General features: G+C 52.3%; 26 protein-coding genes. 11 read left to right on the forward strand and 15 right to left on the reverse strand.

Going from position 1 to position 26,385, the window contains the following annotated elements:
* Window positions 1-19: 19 nt before the first annotated feature.
* From ugpC to P0H77_RS05935, 8 genes are all read right to left on the reverse strand, one after another.
* Complete coding sequence (gene ugpC, locus P0H77_RS05900) at window positions 20-1,132, reverse strand: sn-glycerol-3-phosphate ABC transporter ATP-binding protein UgpC (RefSeq protein ID WP_276163987.1); 1,113 nt, start codon at window positions 1,130-1,132, stop codon at window positions 20-22.
* A gap of 11 nt (window positions 1,133-1,143) precedes the next feature.
* Window positions 1,144-3,021: a beta-L-arabinofuranosidase domain-containing protein gene (locus P0H77_RS05905; protein WP_276163988.1), complete on the reverse strand. Its 1,878-nt coding sequence runs from the start codon at window positions 3,019-3,021 to the stop codon at window positions 1,144-1,146.
* A gap of 31 nt (window positions 3,022-3,052) precedes the next feature.
* Complete coding sequence (locus tag P0H77_RS05910; protein ID WP_276163989.1) at window positions 3,053-3,922, reverse strand: carbohydrate ABC transporter permease; 870 nt, start codon at window positions 3,920-3,922, stop codon at window positions 3,053-3,055.
* A gap of 2 nt (window positions 3,923-3,924) precedes the next feature.
* Window positions 3,925-4,893, reverse strand: a complete 969-nt coding sequence (locus P0H77_RS05915; protein WP_276163990.1) for a sugar ABC transporter permease — start codon at window positions 4,891-4,893, stop codon at window positions 3,925-3,927.
* Window positions 4,894-4,971: 78 nt separating this feature from the next.
* Window positions 4,972-6,222 carry a sugar ABC transporter substrate-binding protein gene (locus tag P0H77_RS05920; RefSeq protein ID WP_276163991.1) on the reverse strand — a complete coding sequence of 417 codons (1,251 nt, stop codon included), beginning with the start codon at window positions 6,220-6,222 and terminating at the stop codon, window positions 4,972-4,974.
* Between the two features lie 16 nt (window positions 6,223-6,238).
* Complete coding sequence (locus tag P0H77_RS05925) at window positions 6,239-7,264, reverse strand: LacI family DNA-binding transcriptional regulator (RefSeq protein ID WP_276163992.1); 1,026 nt, start codon at window positions 7,262-7,264, stop codon at window positions 6,239-6,241.
* Window positions 7,265-7,608: 344 nt separating this feature from the next.
* Window positions 7,609-8,463, reverse strand: a complete 855-nt coding sequence (locus P0H77_RS05930; protein ID WP_276163993.1) for a nucleoside-specific channel-forming protein Tsx — start codon at window positions 8,461-8,463, stop codon at window positions 7,609-7,611.
* Between the two features lie 406 nt (window positions 8,464-8,869).
* The gene (locus P0H77_RS05935; protein ID WP_276163994.1) at window positions 8,870-9,412 is read right to left on the reverse strand and encodes a DUF3251 domain-containing protein; all 543 of its coding nucleotides are present in this window, start codon (window positions 9,410-9,412) and stop codon (window positions 8,870-8,872) included.
* A 154-nt stretch (window positions 9,413-9,566) separates the two neighbouring features.
* Here P0H77_RS05935 and nrdR point away from each other — a divergent pair, with 154 nt between their 5' ends.
* The 5 genes from nrdR to thiL all read left to right on the forward strand — a co-directional run bounded on the left by nrdR (window position 9,567) and on the right by thiL (window position 13,165).
* Window positions 9,567-10,016: a transcriptional regulator NrdR gene (nrdR, locus tag P0H77_RS05940; RefSeq protein ID WP_276163995.1), complete on the forward strand. Its 450-nt coding sequence runs from the start codon at window positions 9,567-9,569 to the stop codon at window positions 10,014-10,016.
* A 4-nt stretch (window positions 10,017-10,020) separates the two neighbouring features.
* Window positions 10,021-11,124, forward strand: coding sequence for a bifunctional diaminohydroxyphosphoribosylaminopyrimidine deaminase/5-amino-6-(5-phosphoribosylamino)uracil reductase RibD (gene ribD, locus P0H77_RS05945; protein WP_276163996.1), 1,104 nt, complete (start codon window positions 10,021-10,023; stop codon window positions 11,122-11,124).
* Window positions 11,125-11,209: 85 nt separating this feature from the next.
* Window positions 11,210-11,680, forward strand: coding sequence for a 6,7-dimethyl-8-ribityllumazine synthase (gene ribE, locus P0H77_RS05950; RefSeq protein WP_276163997.1), 471 nt, complete (start codon window positions 11,210-11,212; stop codon window positions 11,678-11,680).
* A gap of 19 nt (window positions 11,681-11,699) precedes the next feature.
* Entirely contained in the window at window positions 11,700-12,119 is a 420-nt protein-coding gene (nusB, locus tag P0H77_RS05955; RefSeq protein ID WP_176916802.1) for a transcription antitermination factor NusB, read from the forward strand.
* A 74-nt stretch (window positions 12,120-12,193) separates the two neighbouring features.
* A complete protein-coding gene (thiL, locus tag P0H77_RS05960) occupies window positions 12,194-13,165 on the forward strand; it encodes a thiamine-phosphate kinase (RefSeq protein ID WP_276163998.1) in 972 nt (323 codons plus the stop codon).
* A 258-nt stretch (window positions 13,166-13,423) separates the two neighbouring features.
* On the opposite strand, the gene P0H77_RS05965 is transcribed toward thiL, so the two are convergent.
* Genes P0H77_RS05965 through xseB form a run of 4 tightly spaced genes read right to left on the reverse strand, consistent with a single transcriptional unit; the run spans window position 13,424 to window position 17,481 of the window.
* A complete protein-coding gene (locus P0H77_RS05965) occupies window positions 13,424-14,398 on the reverse strand; it encodes an aldo/keto reductase (protein ID WP_276163999.1) in 975 nt (324 codons plus the stop codon).
* Window positions 14,399-14,453: 55 nt separating this feature from the next.
* Window positions 14,454-16,316: a 1-deoxy-D-xylulose-5-phosphate synthase gene (gene dxs, locus P0H77_RS05970; RefSeq protein ID WP_276164000.1), complete on the reverse strand. Its 1,863-nt coding sequence runs from the start codon at window positions 16,314-16,316 to the stop codon at window positions 14,454-14,456.
* A gap of 22 nt (window positions 16,317-16,338) precedes the next feature.
* Entirely contained in the window at window positions 16,339-17,238 is a 900-nt protein-coding gene (gene ispA / locus P0H77_RS05975) for a (2E,6E)-farnesyl diphosphate synthase (RefSeq protein WP_276164001.1), read from the reverse strand.
* A complete protein-coding gene (xseB, locus tag P0H77_RS05980; RefSeq protein ID WP_276164002.1) occupies window positions 17,239-17,481 on the reverse strand; it encodes an exodeoxyribonuclease VII small subunit in 243 nt (80 codons plus the stop codon).
* A gap of 207 nt (window positions 17,482-17,688) precedes the next feature.
* On the opposite strand from xseB, the gene thiI reads away from it, so the two are divergent.
* From thiI to P0H77_RS06000, 4 genes are all read left to right on the forward strand, one after another.
* Complete coding sequence (thiI, locus tag P0H77_RS05985) at window positions 17,689-19,137, forward strand: tRNA uracil 4-sulfurtransferase ThiI (RefSeq protein ID WP_276164003.1); 1,449 nt, start codon at window positions 17,689-17,691, stop codon at window positions 19,135-19,137.
* Between the two features lie 27 nt (window positions 19,138-19,164).
* Window positions 19,165-19,809, forward strand: coding sequence for a hypothetical protein (locus P0H77_RS05990; RefSeq protein ID WP_276164004.1), 645 nt, complete (start codon window positions 19,165-19,167; stop codon window positions 19,807-19,809).
* Window positions 19,810-20,199: 390 nt separating this feature from the next.
* Complete coding sequence (locus tag P0H77_RS05995) at window positions 20,200-20,616, forward strand: polymorphic toxin type 44 domain-containing protein (protein ID WP_276164005.1); 417 nt, start codon at window positions 20,200-20,202, stop codon at window positions 20,614-20,616.
* Window positions 20,594-21,016 carry a hypothetical protein gene (locus P0H77_RS06000; RefSeq protein ID WP_276164006.1) on the forward strand — a complete coding sequence of 141 codons (423 nt, stop codon included), beginning with the start codon at window positions 20,594-20,596 and terminating at the stop codon, window positions 21,014-21,016. The genes P0H77_RS05995 and P0H77_RS06000 overlap by 23 nt, the downstream gene beginning before the upstream one ends.
* Window positions 21,017-21,047: 31 nt before the next feature.
* On the opposite strand, the gene yajL is transcribed toward P0H77_RS06000, so the two are convergent.
* Together yajL and panE are read right to left on the reverse strand one after the other, a co-directional pair.
* Complete coding sequence (gene yajL, locus P0H77_RS06005; protein WP_276164007.1) at window positions 21,048-21,638, reverse strand: protein deglycase YajL; 591 nt, start codon at window positions 21,636-21,638, stop codon at window positions 21,048-21,050.
* Window positions 21,601-22,512, reverse strand: a complete 912-nt coding sequence (gene panE / locus P0H77_RS06010) for a 2-dehydropantoate 2-reductase (RefSeq protein WP_276164008.1) — start codon at window positions 22,510-22,512, stop codon at window positions 21,601-21,603. Before panE ends, yajL begins: the two co-directional genes overlap by 38 nt.
* 124 nt (window positions 22,513-22,636) lie before the next feature.
* Here panE and P0H77_RS06015 point away from each other — a divergent pair, with 124 nt between their 5' ends.
* Window positions 22,637-23,128, forward strand: a complete 492-nt coding sequence (locus P0H77_RS06015) for a YajQ family cyclic di-GMP-binding protein (protein ID WP_103674902.1) — start codon at window positions 22,637-22,639, stop codon at window positions 23,126-23,128.
* Between the two features lie 37 nt (window positions 23,129-23,165).
* On the opposite strand, the gene P0H77_RS06020 is transcribed toward P0H77_RS06015, so the two are convergent.
* Window positions 23,166-24,530, reverse strand: coding sequence for an MFS transporter (locus P0H77_RS06020; RefSeq protein WP_276164009.1), 1,365 nt, complete (start codon window positions 24,528-24,530; stop codon window positions 23,166-23,168).
* Window positions 24,531-25,038: 508 nt separating this feature from the next.
* On the opposite strand from P0H77_RS06020, the gene P0H77_RS06025 reads away from it, so the two are divergent.
* Window positions 25,039-26,376, forward strand: a complete 1,338-nt coding sequence (locus tag P0H77_RS06025; protein WP_276164010.1) for a glycoside hydrolase family 172 protein — start codon at window positions 25,039-25,041, stop codon at window positions 26,374-26,376.
* Window positions 26,377-26,385 lie beyond the last annotated feature (9 nt).

Here is a 26,385-nt window from a genome sequence, read left to right on the forward strand (position 1 = left end):
CAGGAAGTGGGTCAGGCGGTTATGCGGGCAGGCGAGGGCACGCCTGTTCGTTATGGTCGAAAAGATGACAGCAGTGCGCCGGGATGTGCAGTCTGACGGTGCTGTAACACTGATACTGGTGATAGCCTGTGAGTTTCGCGGTGATGTCCTCTTCCAGATACAGACAGGTAGCGTCGCCAAGCTGTTCGATAAAATGGATATTCCGCTCAAGGGTATTCTCCCCCGCGTCCGCCGTCAGGGTAATATGCTCCGGACGGATGCCTACCGTGACGTTTTCACCAGGCGATAAATGCGCGCCGTTCACCCTTACCGTCAGGATTTCATCCCGCGGGAGTTTGACAGTCACCCGATCGGCATGGATTTGGGTCACCTGGGCGGATAAGAAATTCATCCGCGGCGAGCCGATAAAGCTGGCGGTAAATTTGTTGCGCGGGTGTTCATAAAGCGCCATTGGCGAGCCAATCTGCGCTACGCTGCCGTATTTATTGACGTTTTCGCCGCTGTTAAGCAGGACGATTTTATCTGCCAGCGTCATTGCCTCTACCTGATCGTGGGTGACATAGATGGTGGCGATATTTTCAAATTCCCGATGCAGGCGGCCAATCTCAAGGCGCATTTGCGCACGCAGACCCGCATCCAGGTTAGAGAGCGGTTCATCAAACAAAAAGGCTCCGGGTTTGCGCACGATAGCGCGTCCGATCGCCACGCGCTGCCGTTGTCCGCCGGAGAGGGCGGCGGGGCGGCGGGTAAGCAGCTCCTCCAGCTGCAAGGATTTCGCCGCGGCGGCTACCTGCTGCTTTATCTCATTCTCGGGCATTTTCGCCATCTTCAGGGCAAACCCCATATTTTCCTCGACGGTCATATGGGGATAGAGCGCATAGTTCTGAAACACCATCGCGATGCCCCTCTCGGAAGAGGGGACTTCGGTCATGCGTTTATCATCAATATACAATTCGCCTGCGGAGATCTCTTCCAGCCCGGCGATCATCCTGAGCAGGGTGGATTTTCCGCAGCCGGACGGGCCAACAATGACGCAAAACTCACCTTTATTAATGGTCAGGTTGATATCGTTAATCACGATCTGTTTTGCCGAATACGCTTTGTATACGGACGCTAATCGTATTGTTGCCATTCCATCACCCTTTAATGTGCTTCCGCTTGCTTCTGGCGTCCGTCAACCCACGGGAATTCAGCGATGCGAATACGCGCGCAGCCGTAAGGCACCAGCGTAACCGTCGACGGGCACGACATTGCGTCGTAGGCCGGGCTGTTCGGCACCGGTCCCGCTGAGTTATCCACGAGTTTCCAGGCGGGCAGACGACGAGCGCTGGCGCGTAAGGTCAGCGGGGCACTGGTGAGTGCGAACGGTTTTTCGCCAGAAGGCTGGTAGTGAATGTCAAAAATCTCCGCGCCGGTTTCCGGTTGAACGTCCAGCGCATAGTTCCAGGTCGAACGTGGACGCACTTCCCAGTCGCCGGTTACCGCCCCACCGGGAATTTTTTCCCAGATTTCGCCGGGCGTCAGCGCCATCAGCAGCGGACCGTAATAGAGGCTGACCGCATTATGGTTACGTGGCTCAACCATGACCTCACGCTCAAAAGTGACGGTCACATTGTCTCCGGTCTGCCACTGCCGGGTAAGAGGCAAATAGCCGCTTTCATTCACATCGGGCAGGGTATTACCGTTGAGAGTAATAAGCGCACCGCGGCTCCATTGCGGTAGGCGTAGCCACAGGGTTTTCTCTCCGGCAGGGGCGGAATGTACCGTAAAAATCAGATCGGTGTTGAAGGGATAATCAGTATCCAGCGACACTTTCCAGTCGCCTGATTCAGCGCGTGCCGGAGCATACATCATGCAGGCCAGATCGTCCTGACCAACGCGCATAAACAGGCTATTGCAGAATTTCGGCCAGCCCTGATGATAATTCGCGGTGCAGCAACCGAAGTTAGGCTCCAGACCGAAGGTATTACATTCATCGCCACTATAGGTCCAGTTACGCTGGGCAACGCTGGCGGCAATTTGGTTCGGCTGTTGATGGTACTGGTGCGCCATCATATCCGCCGTGATCCCGGCAGGAAGGGCGTTAAACGCGATGCGTTCGAGACGATCGGCAAACTGCGCAGCGCCGTAAATTCGTAGCAGATTTTCCAGCGAATACATTAACTCGACAATCGCGCATAACTCCACGCCCTGTTCCGGCGCGGTGCCTGCCAGCCATTCGTCGCCGGAGAACATGCCCTGCGCCTGACCATGGTGGCGATCGAGTTCGTTAAAGCAGCGCTCAATTTCCGTCAGCCGCTCGCGCTGTTGATGAATATCATCATGCATGGCGGAATATTTCATCCCCATTGCCACGTTAACAACATGGGTAAAATGCGAGAAATAATTCACCGGGCCCGTGGGTAAATGGTTGAGGATAAAGTCAGGCCAGTGATTTCCCTGTTCCAGCAAAAGGGTGGCAAGTTCGGGTAATTTTTCATCGTCGGGTAGCTGTTTCCAGGCCCACAAGACCGTCAGAACATTATCGGCGGCGCGTGCTTTTCCCCAGTCGCTTAGCGGACGCTGCGGCAGATGACGCAGCTGGTAATGAAAATAACGCTGCATAAAAGGCAGAACGCGGGGATCGCTGGTGGCATCAGCGTATTGCATCAATACTTTCAGCGCTACCATGCGCGGCCACCAGTCATCATTTTGCCGGGGACCAAACCAGCCCCCGGCATCCTGACTATTGAGCATCCATTCAATCCACTTCTGCGTTTTTTTAATCAGCTTTTCGTCATGCAGGCAGTACGCCAGCGGAAGCAGCCCGTCCAGATAATAAGGGCCGCGCTCCCAGTGCTCGCCGCTACCGCCCAACCAGCCGCTGTTTTCGCCCACATCGGGCCAGACGTCTTCCAGCTGTCCGGAAAGGCCCTGCGCCTGCAATGTTAACTGACGCTTCAGCCATCCAAGAGGTTGAATATTACCCGGATTAATAAATGACAGTGTTCCAGGAATAGCAGATACCGTGTTTAGCTTCATGCTCGATCTCCATGAAATAATAAGTAGTGGATTAGCCTTTCGTGGCACCGCTGGTTAATCCGCTGACATAATGCTTTTGCAGAAACAGGAAAATAATGATGCAGGGCAGCATGGTGAACGTGGTGCTGGCCTGAAGTAAGCCCCAGTTAACGGTGCCGTACTGCCCGGTACTGGTGGTAAACAGTAAAATCGGCAAGGTGTAGTTCCCGGAGTCGGTCATAAATACCAGCGCCACCAGGAACTCATTCCATGCGGCAATAAACGTGGTGACGATAACCGTGACAATGCCCGGGGAAATCATGGTCGGCATGACCCGGAAAAGAATTTTTAGCGGTGAGCAACCGTCAAGTTGCGCCGCTTCGTCTATTTCTTTGGGAATACTGTCAAAGGTGTTACGCATCATAAAAACGCTAAACGGCAGCTGGAAGGTGATATAAACCAGCACCAGCCCGATAATGTTATTTTGCAGCCCCATTTTGGTGATAATAATAAATAACGGCGTCAATATAGGTTGAAAAGGGATCATCATCGTTAACAGGATGATGACAAAAAAGACATTCTTACCGCGAAAGGTAAAGCGTGAGAAACCGTAGCCAGCCAGCGTGGATAAGGTCACCGTTCCGATCACCGTGAGAAATGACACTATCCCTGAAAGCATAATTGAGCGGGTCATACTGTTATTGGAAAGCAACAGTTCACTGAAATTATCGATAGTGAAAATAGACGGCCACCATGTCGGTGGCGTCATCACCAGATCGCCAGGCATTTTCAACGACGAAATAAATACGCACGCTAAAGGATACAGAAAGCCAATCACTAACAGGCCGTTAACCGCATAGAATAAGATCCCGGTAAGTGTGTTTCTCTTGCGGTTAAACTGTAAAACGACGTCGTTGCTCATGATTAAGCCCGTCCCTCTTTATCGCGTAAGAACCAGATTTGCAAAATGCTAATAACCATTAAGATGAATAGCTGGACAATGGATAACGCAGCGCCATAACCCATGCGGCCATAAATAAAGGAGTTGTTGTAAATATAAAATACGCTGGTGATGGTTTTATCCATCGGGCCGCCATTGGTAATAATATAAAACTGATCGAAAGCCAGCAGCGAGCCGGATACCGAGAGGATCAGCGTTAGCATAAAAGTGCGCCGCATCAGCGGCAGCGTGATGTAGCGTAGCCGCCGCCAGCCCGTAGCGCCATCGACCTGCGCCGCATGATAAATATCTTTATCTATTCCCTGTAGGCCCACCAGCAGCAGGATCATGTTAAAACCCGCAGTTTTCCATAGCACCATCGCTATAACGACCAGGAAGCTGGCATTAAAGGAATCCTGATAAATCACCGGTACATCATACAATCCCAGCGAGACGCCGAGGTAATTCAGCAGCCCGTAGCGGGGGTCGAGCAACCAGCGCCACATAATACTGGCCGCGCCAAAACCAATTACCGTAGGCAGAAAGTAGACGCTGCGAAAAAACGCGACGCCGGGCTTGTTATTCTCTTTTACCAGCGATGCCATGACCATCGACAGAATAAATATCAACGGCGTAATAATGATGGCATAGATAAACGTAAATTTTAATGCATGCCAGAAAATATCATCATCAATAATATTAAGATAATTTGTCAGACCAATGAATTTAGTTTTGCCAAACAGCGGCCATTTATAAAAAGACATCCATGCGGTCATAATGAGCGGAGTAATAAAGAACAGCCCTACAACGATCAGTACCGGCAGGATGAACAAAAATCCCAGAAATCCCTTAGTATTGTTCTTACGAAATTTCAGCCCGGACAATGCAGCATTTTTTTGTTGAAGCCATTGCTGAAAGCGCTGGGGCTGATATTCTTCTGTTTGTATAGACATTTCAACGCCTCGCCGACAGGCGATCCGCCAGCAGCTACGCGCTGGCAGAAGCCCTGTCATATCACGGTTCTATTAAATTTACTGTTCTGATCTTTTTAAAATTTGCTTAATTTTCTGATCGGCCGTTTTCAGCGCGTTATCCACATCGCCTTCAAAAACGGATTTTTGTATCAGCGTCAGCAGCGGGCTGTTAGGGGCATTAATGGTTTCATTATAAGGGACTAAATAAGGCACATGTCCTTTAGCCAGCGCTTTACTGGCCAGTAAATATTTGGCATCTTTTTGGCTGTACGGATTTTCGCTGGCGTCCTGGCGTGTGGGAATATAGCCATTTTTCGCCAGTACGTCGATCTGCGTTTCTTTCGATAAGGTCCAGTTGATAAAATCAATGGCCTCTTTCTCATGCTTGCTGCCGACAGGAATGGCAAAAGCGTCGCCGCCGGAGAAAGAGGCCCAGTCGCCTTTTTTCTCTCCCGGGAAGTAGGCTACGCCATAGTCAATGTCAGGGTAGTTGTCTTTAAAGACTTTAAAGGTGAATGCCCCTGAACCCACCATGCCGATTTTCCCCGAGGCAAACGAATCGTTCAGGGCGGAATCGGCGCGGGAGAGCGGCGATATCAACCCATCTTTGTACATGTTGTGGAAAAAGGTGAGCGTTTTTTTATTATTTTCCGAGTTCACGACCGGGGTTTTGCCGTCAGCGGAAACCAGATCGCCGCCGTTGGCCCAAAGGTAGGGTACAAAGGTAAATGCCAGACAGCCGGAACATCCGCCGGGGAGCGCAAAACCGTAATAGCCGTCGCCAAGTTTGGTGATCTTCTCGGCATCCTCGCGTAATTCCTGTAGCGTTTCCGGCGGCCTTTCGGGATCGAGTCCGGCCTGACGGAAAAGCTTTTTATTGTAATAGAGGAAAGACGATTCGGCGGCAAAGGGCACGCCGTAAATATGGCCTTCATAGCTACCGATAGCTTTCAGCGTGTCGCTAAACTGGCCTATATAATCTTTGTTGCCAATGTGGTCCGTCAGATCCATCAGTTGTTCTGAGCGGTTAAGCTCGGGGAAATAGACAATATCAAGCGCTACCAGATCGGGAGGATTTCCGGCGGCAATGGACGAGCTCAGTTTAGACATTAATGAGGAGTTAGGAATGATATTCAGGCGGACATTCACCCGATCCTGAGATTTATTGTATTCATTAACAATAACCTCCAGAGATGACTGATCGCCACGCCCCCAAAAAGTTATTGTTTCTTTTGCCTGCACGATGCCAGTTAATGAAGCGGAAATAATACATGCGGCAACGGCGGTATGGACAAATTTAGAAATCATAAAATCCCCTAATTTGTTACGCTTGAGAATATTTACAACTTGATTCTCCGGGTTGTAAGTAGCAGGGGACCATAATTTTCCCTCTGCGATCCTGACCATCGATTTTTTCTATTAAACACTCACCGGCAATGCGGCCTAATTCTTTCAGCTGAAAATCAATACTGCTGAGCGTGGGGCGGCACAGTTCCGTAATGACCTGCCAGTTATCAAAGCTCACCACCGACACATCGCCGGGGACGGATTTAGGGTATTCATATAATGCCTGCAGTACGCCATGACCAATTAAATCATTGCCGGTAATGACGCCGTCAATCTCAATGCCCTGAGCCAGAAGATCGCGTATGGCGCTGTAGCCATGTTGCGAGGTCCAGCTTCCGTAGCAGAGAGGGAAACCAGGCAGGCCCTGTGCCATCAGCATCTTCTGGCAGCCCGCTGCGCGCTGCTGTACGGCCATAAAATGCTCGGGTCCGGTAATGTGTACAATGTTTTTGCAACCCTGCTCGATCAGATGCTGACAGGCCAGTTCACCTGCGCCGAAGTCGTCAGGCAACACGCACATGGCATTGTCGTCATCAACATCGGTATAGGCATAGACTACGGGCGTATTATTTTTTAAATACAGCGGTTCGCGTTTATCCGTTTTGGCGGCGGTAACAATAATGCCATCTACATGTTTTGCTAATAAGGAGTCGATATGCCGTTTAAATTCCTGCGGCGAACCGCTGGCATTACACAGAAAAACAGAGATTTGCGCCTCCGCCAGCGCGCTCTCAATTCCTTTCAAAATAGGCAAACTAAATCGCCCGTAGCCATCGCTGGATAATAAGCCGATGGTATACGTTTTCTTTTGATGCAGCGAGCGGGCCAGTTCGCTGGGGCGATAATCCATATCATTAATGACTCGCGTAATTTTAGCTTTGGTATGCTGACTAATCGACCCGGTGCCATTCATCACTTTAGATACGGTACTAATACTGACGTTAGCCGCGCTGGCAATATCTTTTATTGTGATGCGGTTTTTGTTATCTGCTTTTTTCATCATTCTTGAGCCGACGCGATTGTTATGGCTGTGATTATAAAAAAGGGAAAACGTTTTCCTATTCGGTTTTAAGTAGAGTGAGAATACGATCACAAATATATACACAGAATGACAGATAACGTGATCCGGATAGCGTTTATACAATATTAAATATATTGTTTAAATGAATGAGATGTCTATTTGTATATTCGATGGATATATTTTTTGAGGTTTATTAATTTGAATGAAGGATGATTTATTTAATATTATTGATGATGTGATTATATAAAGGGCAGCGGCGGAGGGAAAAACTGTAAATAGTCCCCGATAAGTCGACATCCTTGTCGGCCTGCCGGGGAAACAGGGTATTAGAAGTTATACCCTGCAACTAAATACCAGCCGAAGCCGTTAGATTTGATCGGCTCTGCCTGCCATACCGGCTGATCGCCATCGTTCCACTGACCACCGTTATGGAAGTAACGCGCGACCACAGAGTAGTGCCAGTGATCGTAGTTCAGCGCCAGAACGTGACTGGAGGCGATGGAGTTGCTGGTACGATATTGATCGTCGCCGAGATCTGAACCCCAGTCAAAGTTGGTGAAGCCGATATAGCTCAGGTGGCCGCCCCAGACGTCGGTGATCGGTACAAAGTATTTAATTTTGAAGCGGTAGCCGTCCCACTCGTTTTCGTTAGAGGCACCGTAGTTTTGCCACTGATACTTGGCATAAATGTTCAGATTAAGGCCAATCGGCAGACCGGTTTCTACGTCGGTGCCCAGACCCATATACCAGGTGCTCTGGCGACCCGCTTCGTTACGACCCATATCGTAGATATAGTTGTTGGCGAAATACCACTCTTTGAACGGACCAACGCTCAGGTCGGAGTTGGTCAGCTTATCGATTGAAAAGCGCGGTTCGATTTCGGTAAACAGTGGCGAACCGTGGTTCCAGATGCCGCGTGAATCGCCGTCACCGCCGAAGAAACGCGGCGCATCCACATAGCCGTAGAAGTCAAACCAGTCTTTTTTAGCGAACGCTTCATATTCCAGATAGGTATCGTTACGCAACGCAGGCCCAAAGCGGGTGTGATAGCTGCCGACGACGTTAACGCTCTGATGCCACCAGTCGGAGAGGAACTGCGGTTTTTCCGCTTCGGCTGCCTGAGCGGTGAAGCCAGAAGAGAGCGCCAGCACTGCGCCTGCTGCAAGAATTGTATGTTTCATAGTTATGCCACTGTTTGAAAAATCCCTGACGGGAATGAAAAAAGATGACTACGCGTTACTAAATATGTCGAATTTCTGTGGTGCCTATTATAAGAATCATTGCTCACAAAAATATGTGTTGTTTCACATTCCTGTCACACACGTAATCGATTGCGTTCACGTTTGCGTACATTAACGGCGGCGATTGTACTGATAAGGGAGGTTGTTGCCAATATTTACTGAATTTAAATAAGTATGAGTGATGGTTACGGTCAGACGGTAATCAGAAAGATAATGACCAGCAAAGGCGGAGTTATAACGGCGTGCAGTAAAATAAACAGGTACGGGGCAATCGGCGCAAAGCCCAACCCAACTGATACGTCGGGTTGGGGCGGTTAACCTGCGCCTGAACGCTTACTGACGGTTATCAGGGTTGTTGCGCGGGCTGAATATCATGGATTCGAACGAAACCTAATTGCTCAGGCGTAATGCCGTTAAGCTGGAGCGGAATATCAACATCGCTCGGAGCCAGCGTGCTGGCCGGAGCATTGATCAGCTGGTTCTGGACGTTAACTTCCCGGTAATCCTGCGTAGTGCCCTGAAGCTGTCCCCATTCCACCGTGCCGCTGAAGGCCGGTAAAGGTTCGTTAGACTCCCCCTGAATGCGTAGCGTCAGGCGCGTACCGTCCGCGTTCGGAGCGATGTTGGCCAGCGACATGCGCAGCATGCCGATCTGACTGTTCAGGCGGGCTGGCGTATTCGCTCCCGGCAGCAGATAAACGCCGCTGGCCGATTTTTTATTGAGCGTATTTTGCTGAGTGATTTTTACCGTTTCCTGATTAAGCTGCGTCATCTCTTTATTGAGCGTACTGACGCTCTGATGCAGCTGGCGAACTTCACTTTGCGGTGCGCAGGCGGTCAAAGCAAACAGACCTCCCAGGGCAAAAACTTTTAAATAACGTCTTGTCATCGTGTCGATCCCTTCAAAAGGACAATTATTGTCATTATGGTAGAGGATAACGGCGCGGCTGCCATCGATCCATAGTCTCAAAAAGCTCTTCCTTTGTAGTCCCGCCAGTTCAGGGTAAACTATAGGTCACATTCACCCTTCGTCAGGACGCGATATGCACTGCCCATTTTGTTTAGCCGTAGATACCAAAGTTATTGATTCTCGTCTGGTGGGTGAGGGATCTTCCGTGCGCCGTCGGCGACAGTGCCTGGTATGTAATGAACGTTTTACCACCTTCGAAGTGGCGGAACTGGTGATGCCGCGCGTGGTGAAAAGCAACGACGTGCGTGAACCGTTCAATGAAGATAAGCTGCGCAACGGCATTCTTCGGGCGCTGGAGAAACGTCCGGTCAGCGCTGACGATGTTGAAATGGCGCTTAATCATATTAAATCGCAGCTTCGGGCAACCGGTGAACGCGAAGTTGCCAGTAAGATGATTGGCAACCTGGTGATGGAACAACTTAAAAAACTCGATAAAGTCGCCTACATTCGTTTTGCGTCGGTTTACCGTAGTTTTGAAGATATCAAAGAGTTTGGCGAAGAGATCGCCCGCTTACAGGATTAACCTCATGCAGGATGAAATTTTCATGGCGCGAGCGCTGAAGCTGGCGCAGCGCGGTCGTTTTACGACTCATCCCAACCCCAATGTGGGGTGTGTGATTGTGAAAGAAGGCCGGATTGTCGGTGAAGGTTATCATCACCGTGCCGGTGAGCCGCATGCAGAAGTTCACGCCCTGCGTATGGCGGGAGAGAATGCTCGCGGCGCGACGGCCTACGTTACGCTGGAACCCTGCAGCCATCACGGGCGCACGCCGCCGTGCTGCGAGGCGCTGATTGCCGCAGGTGTAGCGCGGGTCGTCGTCGCCATGCAGGACCCAAACCCGCAGGTCGCCGGGCGCGGGCTGTATCGCCTGCAGCAGGAAGGTATTGAGGTCAGCCACGGGCTGATGATGAATGAAGCCGAGGCGTTGAATAAAGGATTCCTTAAGCGGATGCGCACCGGTTTCCCGTATGTACAGCTTAAGCTGGGCGCATCGCTTGACGGAAGAACGGCGATGGCGAGCGGAAAAAGCCAGTGGATCACCTCCCCGCAAGCGCGACGCGACGTGCAGCGTCTGCGTGCGCAAAGTCATGCGATACTTACCAGCAGCGCGACGGTGCTGGCGGACGATCCGCAGCTTAACGTGCGCTGGGAGGAACTCTCCTCCGACACGCAAGCGCGTTATCCACAAGAAAGCCTGCGTCAGCCGGTCCGTGTCGTCGTGGACAGCCAAAACCGCGTCACGCCCGGGCATCGCATCGTACAGCAGGCGGGGGAAACCTGGTTTGCCCGCACTCAGGACGATGCGCGTGACTGGCCGCAGGGTGTTCGTACGCTGAAAATTCCGGCGCATAACGGGCATCTGGATTTGGTCGTTTTGCTGATGCAGCTGGGTCGTGAGCAGATTAACAGCGTATGGGTCGAAGCGGGCGCAACGCTTGCGGGCGCACTGCTTCAGGCCGGACTGGTCGATGAACTGGTGATCTATATTGCCCCTACACTGTTGGGCAACGATGCCCGCGGCCTGTGCGTTCTGCCAGGACTTGAGAAACTGGCCGCCGCGCCCCATTTTAAATTCAACGAGATACGTCAGGTTGGTCCGGATATTTGTTTGCATCTGACTAACCTGTAGCGCCTGCGGTAAAAGAGAAGCAGCGCCCGAATTATTATGATAAAATCCGCCCCCCTGCGGGGCCATATGAACCCATAGGAAGAATATGAACATTATTGAAGCTAACGTTGCTGCCCCGGACGCTCGCGTCGCCATCACCATCGCGCGTTTTAACAATTTCATCAACGACAGTCTGCTGGACGGCGCGATTGACGCCCTTAAGCGTATTGGTCAGGTGGAAGACGAAAACATCACCGTTGTTTGGGTTCCAGGTGCTTACGAGCTGCCACTGGCGGCGGGCGCGCTGGCGAAAACCGGTAAATATGATGCTGTCGTGGCGCTTGGCACGGTGATCCGTGGCGGTACTGCCCACTTCGAATATGTGGCGGGCGGCGCAAGCAACGGTCTGGCACATGTCGCTCAGGAGAGCGAAATCCCGGTTGCGTTTGGCGTACTCACTACGGAAAGTATTGAGCAAGCCATTGAACGCGCGGGAACCAAAGCCGGTAATAAAGGTGCAGAAGCTGCACTCACCGCGCTCGAAATGATTAATGTATTGAAAGCCATCAAGGCCTGAATTTTGTAAGGGGAATTCCGTGAAACCTGCTGCTCGTCGCCGCGCCCGTGAATGTGCCGTCCAGGCGCTTTACTCCTGGCAGTTGTCCCAGAACGACATCTCTGATGTTGAATATCAGTTCCTGGCGGAACAGGATGTCAAAGATGTCGACATCGTGTATTTCCGCGAACTGCTCTCCGGGGTGGCGACTAACAGCGCATATCTCGACGGTCTGATGAAGCCGTACCTGTCCCGTCTGCTCGAAGAGCTGGGCCAGGTTGAGAAAGCCGTGCTGCGCATCGCGCTGTTCGAGCTGTCCAAACGTGATGATGTGCCGTATAAAGTGGCCATCAACGAAGCCATCGAACTGGCAAAAACCTTTGGCGCTGAAGACAGCCACAAATTCGTAAACGGCGTGCTGGATAAAGCAGCCCCGGCGATCCGTCCCCGCAAAAAGTGATTTCCAGGCCGGAAGGGCGGAGCGGTCTCGCTCTGCCCCCGGCCTTATTTTTTGTTACTGCTGAGGCATAACGTATGGCATGTGGCGAATTTTCCCTGATTGCCCGTTATTTTGACCGCGTAAGAAGTTCACGCCTGGATGTTGAAACCGGCATCGGCGACGACTGCGCGCTGCTCAATATTCCTGAAAAACAGACGCTGGCAATCAGCACCGATACGCTGGTCTGCGGCATCCATTTCCTTCCTGATATTGATCCTGCCGATTTGGCCTGTAAGGCACTGGCGGTAAACGTCAGCGATCTCGCTGCCATGGGTGCCGATCCTGCATGGTTAACGCTGGCCTTGACGCTGCCTGAAGTGAACGAGCCATGGCTGGAAGCGTTCAGCGACAGCCTGTTTGAACAACTTAATTATTATGATATGCAGCTGATTGGCGGCGACACTACCCGTGGTCCGCTGTCGATGACGCTGGGTATTCACGGCTTCGTGCCGCTGGGGCGCGCCCTTAAGCGCTCAGGTGCCAGACCGGGTGACTGGATCTACGTTACCGGTACGCCTGGCGACAGCGCGGCCGGGCTGGCGATATTGCAGGGCCGTCTTCAGGTTGATGACGAGGCTGACGCCGCGTATATGGTAAAACGGCATTTGCGGCCAACGCCGCGGGTACTGCACGGTCAGGCGTTGCGCGATCGTGCCAGTTCGGCTATCGATCTCTCCGACGGCCTGATTTCCGATCTCGGGCATATTCTGAAGGCCAGCGGCTGCGGCGCACGTCTCGATCTTGACGCGTTTCCATTTTCTGCGCCGCTATTACGCCATGTTGAGCCTGAACAGGCGCTGCGCTGGGCGCTGGGAGGCGGGGAAGATTACGAACTCTGCTTCACCGTGCCGGAACGTAATCGCGGCGCGCTGGACGTGGCGTTAAAACATCTGGGGACGACATTTACCTGCATCGGACAGGTGGTGCCGGAAAACGAAGGCGTACAGTTTTTACGTAACGGTCAGCCCGTCATGTTTGACTGGAAAGGGTACGATCATTTCGCGTAATGTGCATTGTTGAACCGGCCACAATATATTCAATATCAATGAGTTACACATAGCGTGTAGGCCCGGTAAGCGCAGCACCACCGGGCAGAGCCACAGCGGGCGCTTCAGCGCAGCTTTGTCGGGTGGCGGCTTCGCCTTACCCGACCTACAACATAAGCAATATCAACGATTTACACATAACGCGTAGGCCCGGTAAGCGCAGCGCCACCGGGCAGAACCACAGCGGGCGCTTCAGCGCAGCTTTGCCGGGTGGCTGTCTTATTTAAACCCGACAACCGGGTGCTGTTGATACGGCGTTTCCAGCTCGGCAATCTGCTCGGGAGTTAACGTCAAATCAACCGCCTGCAACAGCTCATCAAGCTGCTCCTGCCGCGAGCTGCCAATAATCGGTGCGGCGACGCCGGGTTTACTGAGCAGCCACGCCAGCGCCACCTGCGCCCGCGTTGCGCCAGTGTCTTCCGCCACGCCCGCAAGCCGTTCCGCAATCTGCGCGTCGTTATCTTCCGTGGTGTTATACAGCGTGCTGCCAAACTCATCTGAGACCGAACGGGCGGTCGTTTCACCCCAGGGACGAGTCAGACGGCCCCGCGCCAGCGGACTCCACGGGATCACCGCGACGCCCTGCTGGTAGCACAGCGGTAGCATCTCGCGCTCTTCTTCACGGTAGATAAGATTGTAGTGATCCTGCATGGTAACGAACGGTGCCCAGCCGTGCTGTTTTTGCAGCGCCAGCGCCCCGGCGAACTGGGAGGCGTGCATGGATGATGCACCGATGTAGCGTGCTTTACCCGCTTTCACCACGTCGTTCAGGGCTTCCAGCGTTTCTTCAGGCGGCGTGTTGTAATCCCAGCGGTGGATTTGCAGTAAATCGACATAATCCATATTCAGACGACGCAGGCTGTCGTCGATGGAGCGCAGGATCTGCGCACGGGACAGCCCTTCTGCCAGGTCACCCACCTGGTGATACACTTTCGTGGCGACAACAACCTCTTCACGACGCGCAAAGTCGCGCAGCGCGCGGCCAACGATTTCTTCACTGCTGCCGTCAGAATAGCTATTTGCCGTATCGAAAAAATTGATGCCGCCTTCCAGCGCGCGTTGAATAATCGGGCGACTACTCTCTTCCGGTAAGGTCCAGGCGTGCTTACCGCGATCCGGTTCGCCGAAGGTCATACAGCCAAGACAAAGGCGGGAAACCCTGAGGTCTGTTTTTCCTAACATGTTGTATTGCATGGTTCCACTCCTGCTATAAGGGTACCGTTAAGCATAGCAGGAGTGGGGAGGGGAGTTATGCGAGCCAGTTGCGGATTTTTGTTTCAATCCCTTCGGCATCCAGGCCAATGTCGGCGCGGGCTTCTTCCTGGGTTCCCTGAGGGATAAAGAAATCCGGCAGGCCGAGGTTCAGCACCGGCACCGCTTTGCGCTGTGCCATCAGCACTTCATTGACGCCGCTGCCCGCACCGCCCATGATCGCATTCTCTTCCAGCGTCACCAGCACCTCGTGCTGTTCAGCCAGTTGCAGGATCAGCGCCTCATCTAATGGCTTCACAAAGCGCATATCCACCAGCGTGGCGTTCAGCGATTCCGCCACCTGTGCGGCGTCCGCCAGCAGGGTACCAAAGTTCAGAATCGCGACTTTCTCGCCCTCACGTTTCACGACCCCTTTGCCGATGGGCAGGGAACGAAGCGGCTCCAGCGTCGCGCCAGTACCTGAACCGCGCGGATAGCGCACCGCGCTTGGGCCATCGCTATGGTGATAGCCGGTATACAGCATCTGACGGCATTCGTTTTCATCGCTCGGCGTCATGATCACCATATCGGGGAGACAACGCAGGAATGAGAGATCGAACGCGCCCTGGTGCGTCTGACCATCGGCTCCGACGATCCCCGCGCGATCGATAGCAAACAGCACCGGCAGTTTCTGAATGGCAACGTCGTGGATCACCTGATCGTAAGCGCGCTGTAAGAACGTGGAGTAGATCGCCACGATCGGCTTATAGCCACCAATCGCCAGCCCGGCGGCAAACGTCACCGCGTGCTGTTCAGCAATGGCAACGTCAAAATAACGGTCGGGGAATTTGCGTGAGAACTCGACCATACCGGAGCCTTCACGCATCGCGGGCGTCACCGCCATCAGTTTGGGGTCGCTGGCCGCCGTTTCACACAGCCAGTCGCCGAAGATTTTGGAATAGGACGGCAAGCCGCCGCTGCTTTTCGGCAATACGCCGCTGGTATGATCGAATTTTGGCACCGCGTGAAACGTGATCGGATCTTTCTCGGCCGGCTCATAGCCGCGGCCTTTTTTCGTCATGATGTGCAGGAACTGCGGGCCTTTCAGACCGCGCATATTCTTCAGGGTGCTCACCAGGCTTAACACGTCGTGACCATCAACCGGGCCGATATAGTTAAAGCCCAGTTCTTCAAATAACGTACCCGGCACCACCATGCCTTTGATATGTTCTTCCGTGCGTTTGAGCAGTTCTTTAATCGGCGGTACGCCGGATAAAACCTTCTTGCCACCTTCGCGCAGAGAGGAGTAAAGCTTGCCGGAGAGGATCTTCGCCAGATGATTATTCAGCGCGCCAACGTTCTCTGAAATCGACATTTCGTTGTCGTTGAGGATCACCAGCATATCCGGACGGATGTCGCCCGCGTGGTTCATCGCCTCAAACGCCATGCCAGCGGTAATCGCCCCGTCACCGATCACGCAGACCGTACGCCGCTGTTTGTCTTCTTTTTCCGCCGCCACCGCGATGCCGATGCCTGCGCTGATCGAGGTGGAGGAGTGGCCGACGCTCAATACGTCGTATTCGCTTTCACCGCGCCACGGGAAGGGATGCAGCCCGTCTTTCTGGCGGATAGTATCGATTTTATCCCGCCGACCGGTCAGAATCTTATGCGGGTAAGCCTGATGGCCCACGTCCCAAATCAACCGATCGAATGGGGTGTTATAGACATAGTGCAGCGCCACGGTAAGCTCAACCGTGCCAAGCCCGGAGGCAAAGTGTCCGCTGGAACGGCTCACGCTGTCGAGCAGGTAGCGACGCAGTTCGTCGCACAGCTTCGGCAGGCTCTCTTTTGGCAAAAGGCGTAACTCCTGGGTGGAGTCGACCAGCGCCAGGGTCGGGTATTTGGCTATATCAAAACTCATAGAGACTCATCGCGGTGTTTGTTTATTTATCACGCTGGATTATGTAATTCGCCAGTGCTTCCAGTGCTGAGGTGTCGAGAGACTGTGCGGCCAGTTGACTGAGAGACTGGCGGGCATCGTCAATCAGATCCCGGGCTTTATCGCGAGCTTGCTCAAGGCCTAAAAGTGCGGGGTAGGTACTTTTGCCAAGCTGCTGATCGGCACCCTGACGTTTCCCTAAGGTTGCAGTATCGCCCACCACATCAAGAATGTCATCCTGAACCTGGAAGGCCAGACCGATAGATTCTGCATATGTGTCAAGAATGGGCAGTGCGTCACGTCCTTTATCGCCAGCGCTCAGCGCGCCCAGTCTGACCGCCGCGCGGATCAGCGCCCCGGTTTTATGGCGATGGATGCGCTCAAGGGCTGCCAGATCCACATGTTGACCTTCCGCTTCCAGATCCAGCGCCTGCCCGCCACACATCCCCGCGACGCCGCTGGCCTGCGCCAGCTCCGCCACCATTGCCAGTCGATCGCGATCGGCGACATCCGCCATCGGCGCGCTGCTGAGGATCGAGAACGCCAGCGTCTGTAACGCATCGCCAGCCAGGATCGCGCTCGCCTCGCCAAACTTAATATGGCAGGTTGGCTGACCACGGCGCAGATCGTCATCGTCCATCGCCGGGAGATCGTCGTGGATCAGCGAATAGGCGTGGATACACTCGATGGCCGCAGCGGGCGCGTCCAGCGTCTGCGGACTGACGCCGAACATCTCGCCGGTGGCATAGACCAGAAAGGGACGCAGGCGCTTACCGCCTAACAATGCACCATAGTGCATCGCCTCGACCAGCGGAGTGTTCTGAAACGGCTGCGGCTCAATAAACCGACGTAGCGCGCCATTCGCCCGCTCAACGCAAAGGTGCAGCTGTTGGCTAAAGTCCATTTACTCAGCGTCCGGGGTGAAAGGGGTAAGAGGGGCCTCGTCATTATCTGCCAGCAGGATCTGCACCCGCTGTTCAGCCTGCTGCAATTTTTTCTGTCCCTGACGCGCCAGCTGCACGCCCTGTTCAAATTCATTCAGCGCCTGCTCCAGCGGCAGGTCTCCGCTTTCCAGACGAGTGACAATTTGCTCCAGTTCGCTCAGCGCGCTTTCAAAACTGGCAGGTGCATCGTTTTTCTTAGGCATAGTAAATGTCTGACTCTCAGTAATTTCAGCTCGGGGATATGGTAACGGACCCGGAGTGATTAGCAAATAACGCGCAATGGTAAGGGCAGATGCACAGAATGACCGCGATGGTGGTATACTTGCGCACCTGGATGCAGCCGCAGGTATGGGCTGCTGTACTATTCCCACTACAAGTCGCTTAAGACTTGCCAAAGAACCATTGCCGCCATGAAGTTTATCATTAAATTGTTCCCGGAAATCACTATCAAAAGCCAATCTGTGCGTTTGCGCTTTACTAAAATTTTAACCGGTAACATTCGTAACGTTCTTAAATCCTGGAAAGACGATCTTGCCATCATTCGCCACTGGGATCATATCGAAGTTCGTGCTAAAGACGAAAGTCTGCGCCCGGTTATCCGCGACGCGCTGACCCGCATTCCGGGAATCCATCATGTTCTGGAGGTGGAAGATGTTCCTTTTACCTCGGTTCACGATATCTTTGAAAAAGCACTGGCGCTGTACCGCGAACGACTGGAAGGCAAAACCTTCTGCGTGCGCGTTAAGCGTCGTGGCACCCATGAGTTTAGCTCGATCGAAGTGGAACGCTATGTTGGTGGCGGGCTAAATCAACATATTGAGTCCGCACGAGTGAAGCTGACGAAGCCTGATGTCACCGTTAACCTCGAAATCGAAAACGACCGCTTACTGCTGGTGAATAACCGCGTCGAAGGGATTGGCGGTTATCCGATTGGTACTCAGGAAGATGTGATGTCGCTGATCTCCGGTGGCTTTGACTCCGGCGTCTCCAGCTACATGCTGATGCGTCGCGGCTGTCGCGTCCACTACTGCTTCTTCAATCTGGGCGGCGCGGCGCATGAAATTGGTGTTCGTCAGGTGGCACACTATCTGTGGAACCGCTTCGGCAGTTCACATCGCGTGCGTTTTGTGGCAATCAACTTCGAGCCGGTGGTCGGCGAGATCCTCGAAAAAGTGGATGACGGCCAAATGGGTGTGGTCCTTAAGCGCATGATGATCCGCGCCGCCTCGAAAGTGGCGGAGCGTTACGGCGTTCAGGCGCTGGTGACCGGTGAAGCGCTGGGCCAGGTGTCCAGCCAGACGCTGACTAACCTGCGCCTGATCGACAACGTTTCCGATACTCTGATCCTGCGTCCGCTGATTTCACATGACAAAGAGCACATCATCGATCTGGCGCGCGAGATTGGTACGGAAGATTTTGCCCGCACCATGCCGGAATACTGCGGCGTGATCTCGAAAAGCCCTACCGTGAAAGCGGTAAAAGAGAAGATCGAGGCCGAAGAAGCGCACTTTGATTTCAGCATCCTCGGCCGCGTGGTTGAAGAGGCCAACAACGTCGACATTCGCGACATCGCAGCCCAGACGGAGCAGGAGGTGGTGGAAGTCGAAACCGTCAGCGGCTTCGGCGCAAATGACGTGATCCTCGACATCCGCTCAGTTGATGAGCAGGACGATAAGCCGCTGAAAGTCGAAGGCATCGACGTGGTGACGCTACCGTTCTACAAGCTGAGCACCAAATTCGGCGATCTCGACCAGAACAAAACCTGGCTGCTGTGGTGCGAGCGCGGCGTGATGAGCCGTTTGCAGGCGCTCTATTTGCGCGAGCAGGGGTTTAAGAATGTGAAGGTGTATCGGCCTTAAAATAAAAAACAGGGAGGTTTATTTACAATGGAATTGTATGCTTTTCAGCAGGATCAGGGTGAAACCCGGTATCGTATTAAGATACCGGGTCATGCGTTATCCTTTAAGCAATACCAGTGGGGCGGCAGGCTATTTTACCGGGCGTTTCCGCAGCGTAGCAGAAGGTTTCTGAAGGTTCTGACCTTTGCGATACTGCTATTTTGCCTGATGTTTATCGGCGATATCCTGGACGACGGTTATTACAGCCACCTGCAACTCTCATCGTGGTCAACAGAGTGCGATGCTACTGACTACCTGTTCAATCTCAAAGGGAATGAGGCAAAAGCCGCGTTGCTCGCGCTTTTTATCGCTGGGGCACTGGTTATAATTATCAAAACCAGGTTACGTTATCGCCGCTACCTGCGCACGATGTATGAGATCAATGAAACTATTCGTAGTGGATATTTGCTGGAGTTGACCGATCGCGGTGTGCGCTGGACGACCAGCAGCAGCACCTTTTTTGTGGTGTGGCAGAAAGTGGTGGGGCTTGTGAGCCATGATCGGATGGATTATCTGGATCTGGGGACGCTTGGTTTTTTGTGGGTTCCCGGTGATTTACCTGATTATCCGCGCGATGAAATGAAGGTGTTTATTGAACAGCGTGTAAGCGAATATCATCGTTGGGCATTATAAGCCACAGAGCGAAACATTGGTCGCGCCTGTGGCTACCAAAACAAGCTGATTATGAAGCCACATTGCCAGTTGTGACGTAACTTACATGTTCGTATGCCTGACTAATAAATCGACAACTTCGTGCCGAAGTTAAAGAAACTCAATGGCACCTGTTTTGCTGGAGCCTTCAATTATTGCTCGTAGAGAGAGTTTTTCTTAATAAACGTTTAACCTAAATAATAGCAAGCTATTATGGGCAAGAAGGGGATTTATTTGAATTATAAATAGAGATTAATTCATTTGCGGAATAAATAAAAGGAAAACGAATGTAGTTGGGTTTGCTTTTTTTTCCTGTTGATGTAAATTATTGACATAAATTTATACGATAACGTCACTAGTAAAGGAAATCATATGCGTTACCTAACAAGAGCTGTGAAAGCCACACCTCCGTATGACGTTTCTTCATTTTCTCCGCCGGGCGTTTCGCTGGCCAGCAATATGATGCAGGCTCGCTTTCATCGGGGGCCTGGCGCGATGACTTATGAATGGTTTTATCAAAAGGTAAGATTAAACGGAGTATGGGATTATAAAAACCATGCTGGTAGACAATATGCTAACTTTGGCAATTTTAATTATGGAGCAACAGGAACGGCGGCCGGTATTCCCGGCTCTGTGTTATTGCGAGCTGCGGGTTGGGCACAAACCAGAGCAGGGTCTAGTAAACCTGAATTTGGTTCATGGCATAGCAGGCCGCCTTTTGGCGATGATCCCGAAGATCAGGCATGGATAAGGGCTGGGATTGATTATGCGAAACGCGCCGGTTTTTAAAAAAAGGTATATAGCAATACCAGTTTTAATTATATTTCTTATACTTTGCTATATCTGTTTTAATTTTCCCCCAGTGGGACAGAGTATTATAAAAAAGGTAAAGGTTAATAACCTTGCTAATCTTTATATTACGCAAGTTAGTGCTGGTGCGACAACTGCGTTTTCTTATCGCTATTATCTCTATGACGCAAGTAAAAGCGATCAAGAATTTATGGACAATTTACAAGATATTTCACCATTTCTGATAATAGCAGACGATAAGGCTATCGTCAAAATAGAAAATGAAGCTATTCATTTACAGGTTAAAGGGGAGATCTACGCGTTCAATAGCCCCGCCGGGTATCGCGTGAGTACCGGGCTTTACACTGTGGGTGTTTATTTAAAGGCTTCTCCCTGGTAACTTCCCGGCAGGCATCGCACTGCCGGTTTTTTTACTCATAGTAATTATAAATCCCCGCCGCCATCACCAGTTGCGACGCCACTTCATGCGCCTTTTCGCGCCCGACCAGCAGGTCGATAATCTTCAGGCCGAAATCAATCGACGTGCCCGGTCCCTGGCTGGTCAACAGTTTCACCCGCGCATCCCATACCACGCGCCGATCCTGCCACTGTGCTTCGGGGATCTTATCTTTGAGCGCCGGGAAACCGGTCATATTCGCGCCAGGGAAAATCTCGTGCGGCACCAGGACGGTGGCGGCAGCCGCGCAAATAGCGGCGACGATGCGACCGGAGCGGTGGAACTGTTTAACGGTTTCGACCAGCAGCGGGCTGTCGCGGAAACACTCTGCGCCTTTATTGCCGCCGGGCAGGATGATGACGTCGAAGTCACCGTCGGCCACTTCGACCAGCGGCGCATCGGCGAGGATTTTCACGCCGCGTGAACAGGTGATCGTCAGGTTGCCATCGCTGGCGACGCTGGCAACCGTGACGTTAATACCGCCGCGAACCAGCAGGTCGATAGTGGTGACGGCTTCGATTTCTTCACTACCAGGGGCGAGGCATATCAGTGCTGCTGCGCTCATATTCACTCTCCTTTCGTTTCACCTGTTCAAACAGGCGGGTATTTTCCGGAACGGCGATCCCGTGCGCGCGGGCGCGTTTGAGCAGATAGCCGGTAATATAGTCAACCTCAGTATGACGCTGGCTGCGTACGTCCTGCAACATAGAGGAGATATTGTCGGCGGTGCTATCAATGACCTGATAAACATAGTAGAGCAGGTTATCCTGCGAGGTATGAAACCCTTCGCGTTCCATCACTGCCGCTATTTCATAACATAACGCCTCAACAGTCTCCGGATGGCTTCGCAACTCGCCGTTGCGGCAGTTCCACAGTGCGGTAAGCGGGTTGATGACGCAATTCACCGCCAGCTTCCCCCACAGGGCTGAATGGATATTGTTATGCCAGGCGACATCGGGAAGGACTTTTTGCAGGATATCCGCCAGCGTGCTGTAGTCTTTCGGGTAGCTGCGCGCCGGGCCGATATGGGTGATCCCACTGGCAACGTGAACAATCACGTTGCCGTCATGGCGCGCTGCGTGCGTCGTCGCAGAGACTAACAGCGGCTGTTTCAGGTTACGCAGCTCATCAACGGCACCCATCCCATTATGGATGAGCAAAATAGGGGACGTTTCAGGAAGGATTGCCGCCAGCGCGCGTACGGCGTCAGAAACCTGCCAGGCCTTAAGCGTGACCAGCAGTAAATCACTCTGCGCCAGAAAATCGGGATCGTTGGCGATCAGGGATTTGTTAAAAATTGAGCCATCCAGCTCAACCAGATTAACGCTGCAATACGGTTGCGGCACCCGTAGCCAGCCCTGAACGTCATGCCCGCGTTTATGCAGCGCGGTCAGCCATAATTGTCCCAGTGCACCGCATCCGAGTACGGTAATTTTCATTCATCCTCCTCACCTGCAATACGTCCATTATAGCGTTTTCAGCTATGCTACTGGACAGAACAAGTTGAGTTATGCCGTGTGGCGGGTATTATGCATCGCAAAAGAAACGAAGGGAGAGGAAAAGATGCCATCTTTCGATATTGTCTCTGAAGTTGATCTTCAGGAAGCACGTAACGCGGTAGATAACGCCAGCCGCGAAGTTGAGTCACGGTTTGATTTTCGCAACGTTGAAGCCACATTTGAGCTGAACGATGCAAATAAGACAATCAAGGTGCTGAGCGAGTCTGACTTTCAGGTTAATCAGCTTCTGGATATTTTGCGCGCCAAACTGCTTAAACGCGGCATTGAAGGGACGTCGCTGGACGTGCCGGAAACATTCGTTCACAGCGGCAAAACCTGGTTCGTTGAAGCAAAGCTGAAGCAGGGCATTGAAAGCGCGATCCAGAAGAAAATCGTCAAGCTGATTAAAGACAGCAAGCTGAAAGTACAGGCGCAAATCCAGGGGGAAGAAATCCGCATTACCGGGAAATCCCGCGACGATTTGCAGTCGGTGATGGCGCTGGTGCGCGGCGGCGATCTGGGACAACCGTTCCAGTTTAAGAACTTCCGCGATTAATCTTGTTGTCAGGGCGCGTAATATCGCCCTGACGTTTTTATACCTTTTTTATAACTGTTTCAATCTCAAAGCGATTCGTCACTTTACTGTCGATTTTGATATACGCTGAATGCTCATCTTCCACCACCAGCACTTCACTCACGCCTGGCGCCGCCAGCAGACGTTCTTTTAACGTTTCATCAGCCGCGACCTCCGGCGGAATTTCCACCCGCAGGCTGCTGACATACGGCGGCTCTTTCATGGTGCTGGCGACCAGCAGCCAGAGTGTCGCCAGTAACGCGCCCGCCAGAAACACGGTTTGCGAATCAAAAAAGCCATCGACCCAGCCGCCTAGCGAACCGCCAATCGCCACGCCGATAAACTGGCTGGTGGAGTAAACGCCCATCGCCGTGCCTTTATAGCCCGCCGGAGACTCTTTGCTGATCAGCGATGGCAGCAGCGCTTCCATCAAATTAAATGCCAGAAAGAAAAGCTGAACGCCAGCGATCAGTTCCCAGAAGTGTGGGCCTGCGCCCCACAGCACAATTTCGGCAATCAGCAGGACCGCAACGCACACCAAAAAGACCCGCTTCATCCGCCGTTTTACTTCGGCATAAATAATGAACGGCACCACCGAAACGAACGAGATCAGCATGGTGACCAGGTAAACCTTCCAGTGTTCTGCCGCCGGGAAACCCGCTTCCTCCATCTGGCCGGGGAGGGCAACAAAGGTCGACATCAGCAGAATATGCAGGCACATAATGCCGAAATTAAGCTTGAGCAGTCCCGGCTCCATCAGCACTTTACTAAAGCAGCCCTTTACCATTCCGGACTCGCGGTTCAGTACATGACTGGTGCTATTGGGCACCACCCACAACGTCAGGGCGATACCGGCAGAGGCAAGAACGGCAATCATCCAGAACAGTGCGTTCAGCCCGAGCCTGTGAGTGATTACCGGACCCAGCACCATGGCAATCGCAAAGGTAATGCCGAAGCTGACGCCAATAAACGCCATTGCTTTGGTGCGATTTTGCTCACGGGTTAAATCGGAAAGCAGGGCCATTACCGCCGCGGCAATGGCGCCGGATCCCTGAAGCGCGCGCCCAAGAATAATCCCCCAGATGGAGCTGGAGAGCGCAGCGATGATGCTGCCAACGATAAAAATCGCCAGTCCGCCAACGATCAGCGGTTTGCGGCCGATACGGTCGGAAAGCAGGCCGAACGGGATCTGAAAAACGGCTTGCGCGAGACCGTAAATGCCAATCGCCAGGCCAATCAGGGCTTCACTTGCCCCCTGCAGGGCCATGCCGTAAGTGGTCAGAACCGGCAGGACCATAAACATGCCGAGCATACGCAAAGAAAAGACGGTCCCTAAACCCCAGGTGGCGCGCAATTCGCCTGGCGTCATTTTGTAATCGTTCATTACTACCTCGACGTGAAAATCGGACATAGTGTAGTGCGGCAAGGGGCGAGGGTAAACAAAGGGTTATTTAACAAATATTACATGGTGAAAATATTGTTCTTAAAATGAAAACGTGGGCCGCAAAACACCTTAGCCGAACGACTCATATGGTCAGGTGTAAGCCAGTAGACCCTATGAATTCAGCCTCTCAAATTCACGAATACCATCACAACCAGCGCAATGACGAAACGTTACCCGCTCAGAGTTTATGCCCCGTTATAACGGTAGCGCCCTTTTTCTCACATCCCATACTCGCATGTGATTTTTTGTTTTATTTATCATGGTGTTAAAACAAAAATAATGATGGTTGTCACATTATTTAATCAACTCTGTTGTCAGGGTTTTTGCTGCGCATTACTTTGCTAACTCGAGTTAGCAGTAGCGAGACAATATCGCACGTTAACGTGAGCAAACCTCAATGACAGAGGTCGTAGGTACTTTTATCCGCCAGTGAAGGGAGGCGATGGAGATGTCAGTAGAAAAAATTGGCTTTATGCAGGATTTGTGCCGCGTGAAAAATGCATCCAGCGGTCGGGTGTCAAGCTGGGACCAAAGCGGGCGCAATCAGGATAACTGGATGATACCGGCAGGTGAAACCGTCAGACTGGCGGATATCAGCGGTAGCGGGTGTATAACCCATATCTGGATGACCCAGTTTTGCCGGAAGATTATTGGCCCGGGATTGATTGACCCGACGTTAGGGCAATACGTTGCGCCGATCAATGAAATCAATAATGCGCTGGGTGTCAGCTGGGAAGAACATGACGATGCGTATTACCGTAAGGTGTTACTTAAATTTTACTGGGATAACCAGGCGCAGCCTTCCGTTATTGTTCCGCTGGGGGATTTTTTCTGCATTGGGCATTCCATTCCGGCCAGCTTTACCTCATTGCCTTTTATGGTTTCTTGTCGTCCTGAAGAAAACTATAAGCCGGGCGCTACCGCCGCCTGTAATTGCTATCTGCCGATGCCGTTTAATGAGCGGGCGATAATTGAAGTAGAGAATCAGAACGATATCCCTTACGGACAATATTTCAACATAGACTTTGAATTTTATCCGGAAAAGCACGCTGCGGATATCGCGTATTTTCATGCGTGGTGGAAACGCGAAAATCCCTGCAAAGGCTGGGCACCTGAGCTACAGGTCAATAGTCCGGAAGTTAACATCGCTAATGAAACCGGCGACAATAACTATATCCTTCTTGATATTGCTGGCGAGGGACATTACATCGGCTGCAATCTCTCCGTTCGCCATCGCCAGTCCACCTGGTGGGGGGAAGGGGATGAGATGATTTTTATTGATGACGATCCCGCATGGCCGCCGACTATCCACGGTACGGGAACGGAGGACTATTTTAACCATGCGTGGGGAATGCAGGACTGTTCTGCACCATTTATCGGTACTTCTCTGCATGATTCGCACGTGCCGGGTTTCCAGACCAGCTATCGTTTCCACATTACCGATCCGGTACATTTCAAAAAGCGAATTCGCGTAACGATGGAGCATGGTCACGCTAACCATCTGGCAGATGACTGGGCTTCAACCGTATACTGGTATCAGAAATTGCCTTCGCCATCGTTGACGATGCAACCGGTTGAGGAGCGCATTCCGGCCAGACCCGGCGAGCCTTTTGCACCGCTGGAGGAGGTTGCATTAAGTCCGGAAATGCGCAAGGGTAAAGAAAATGCCCGGCAACGACTGATAACGTGGCAGGAAAAAAGACAGGCTGAGGTTAATAAAAAAATCGCTGCAACCTGGGTGAAAGCGCAAAAAAATAAAGTGGTCAGCCCTTTTAGCCATAAATAAATATTAAGG

This window comes from Superficieibacter sp. HKU1 (assembly GCF_029319185.1).
Lineage (GTDB): Bacteria > Pseudomonadota > Gammaproteobacteria > Enterobacterales > Enterobacteriaceae > Superficieibacter.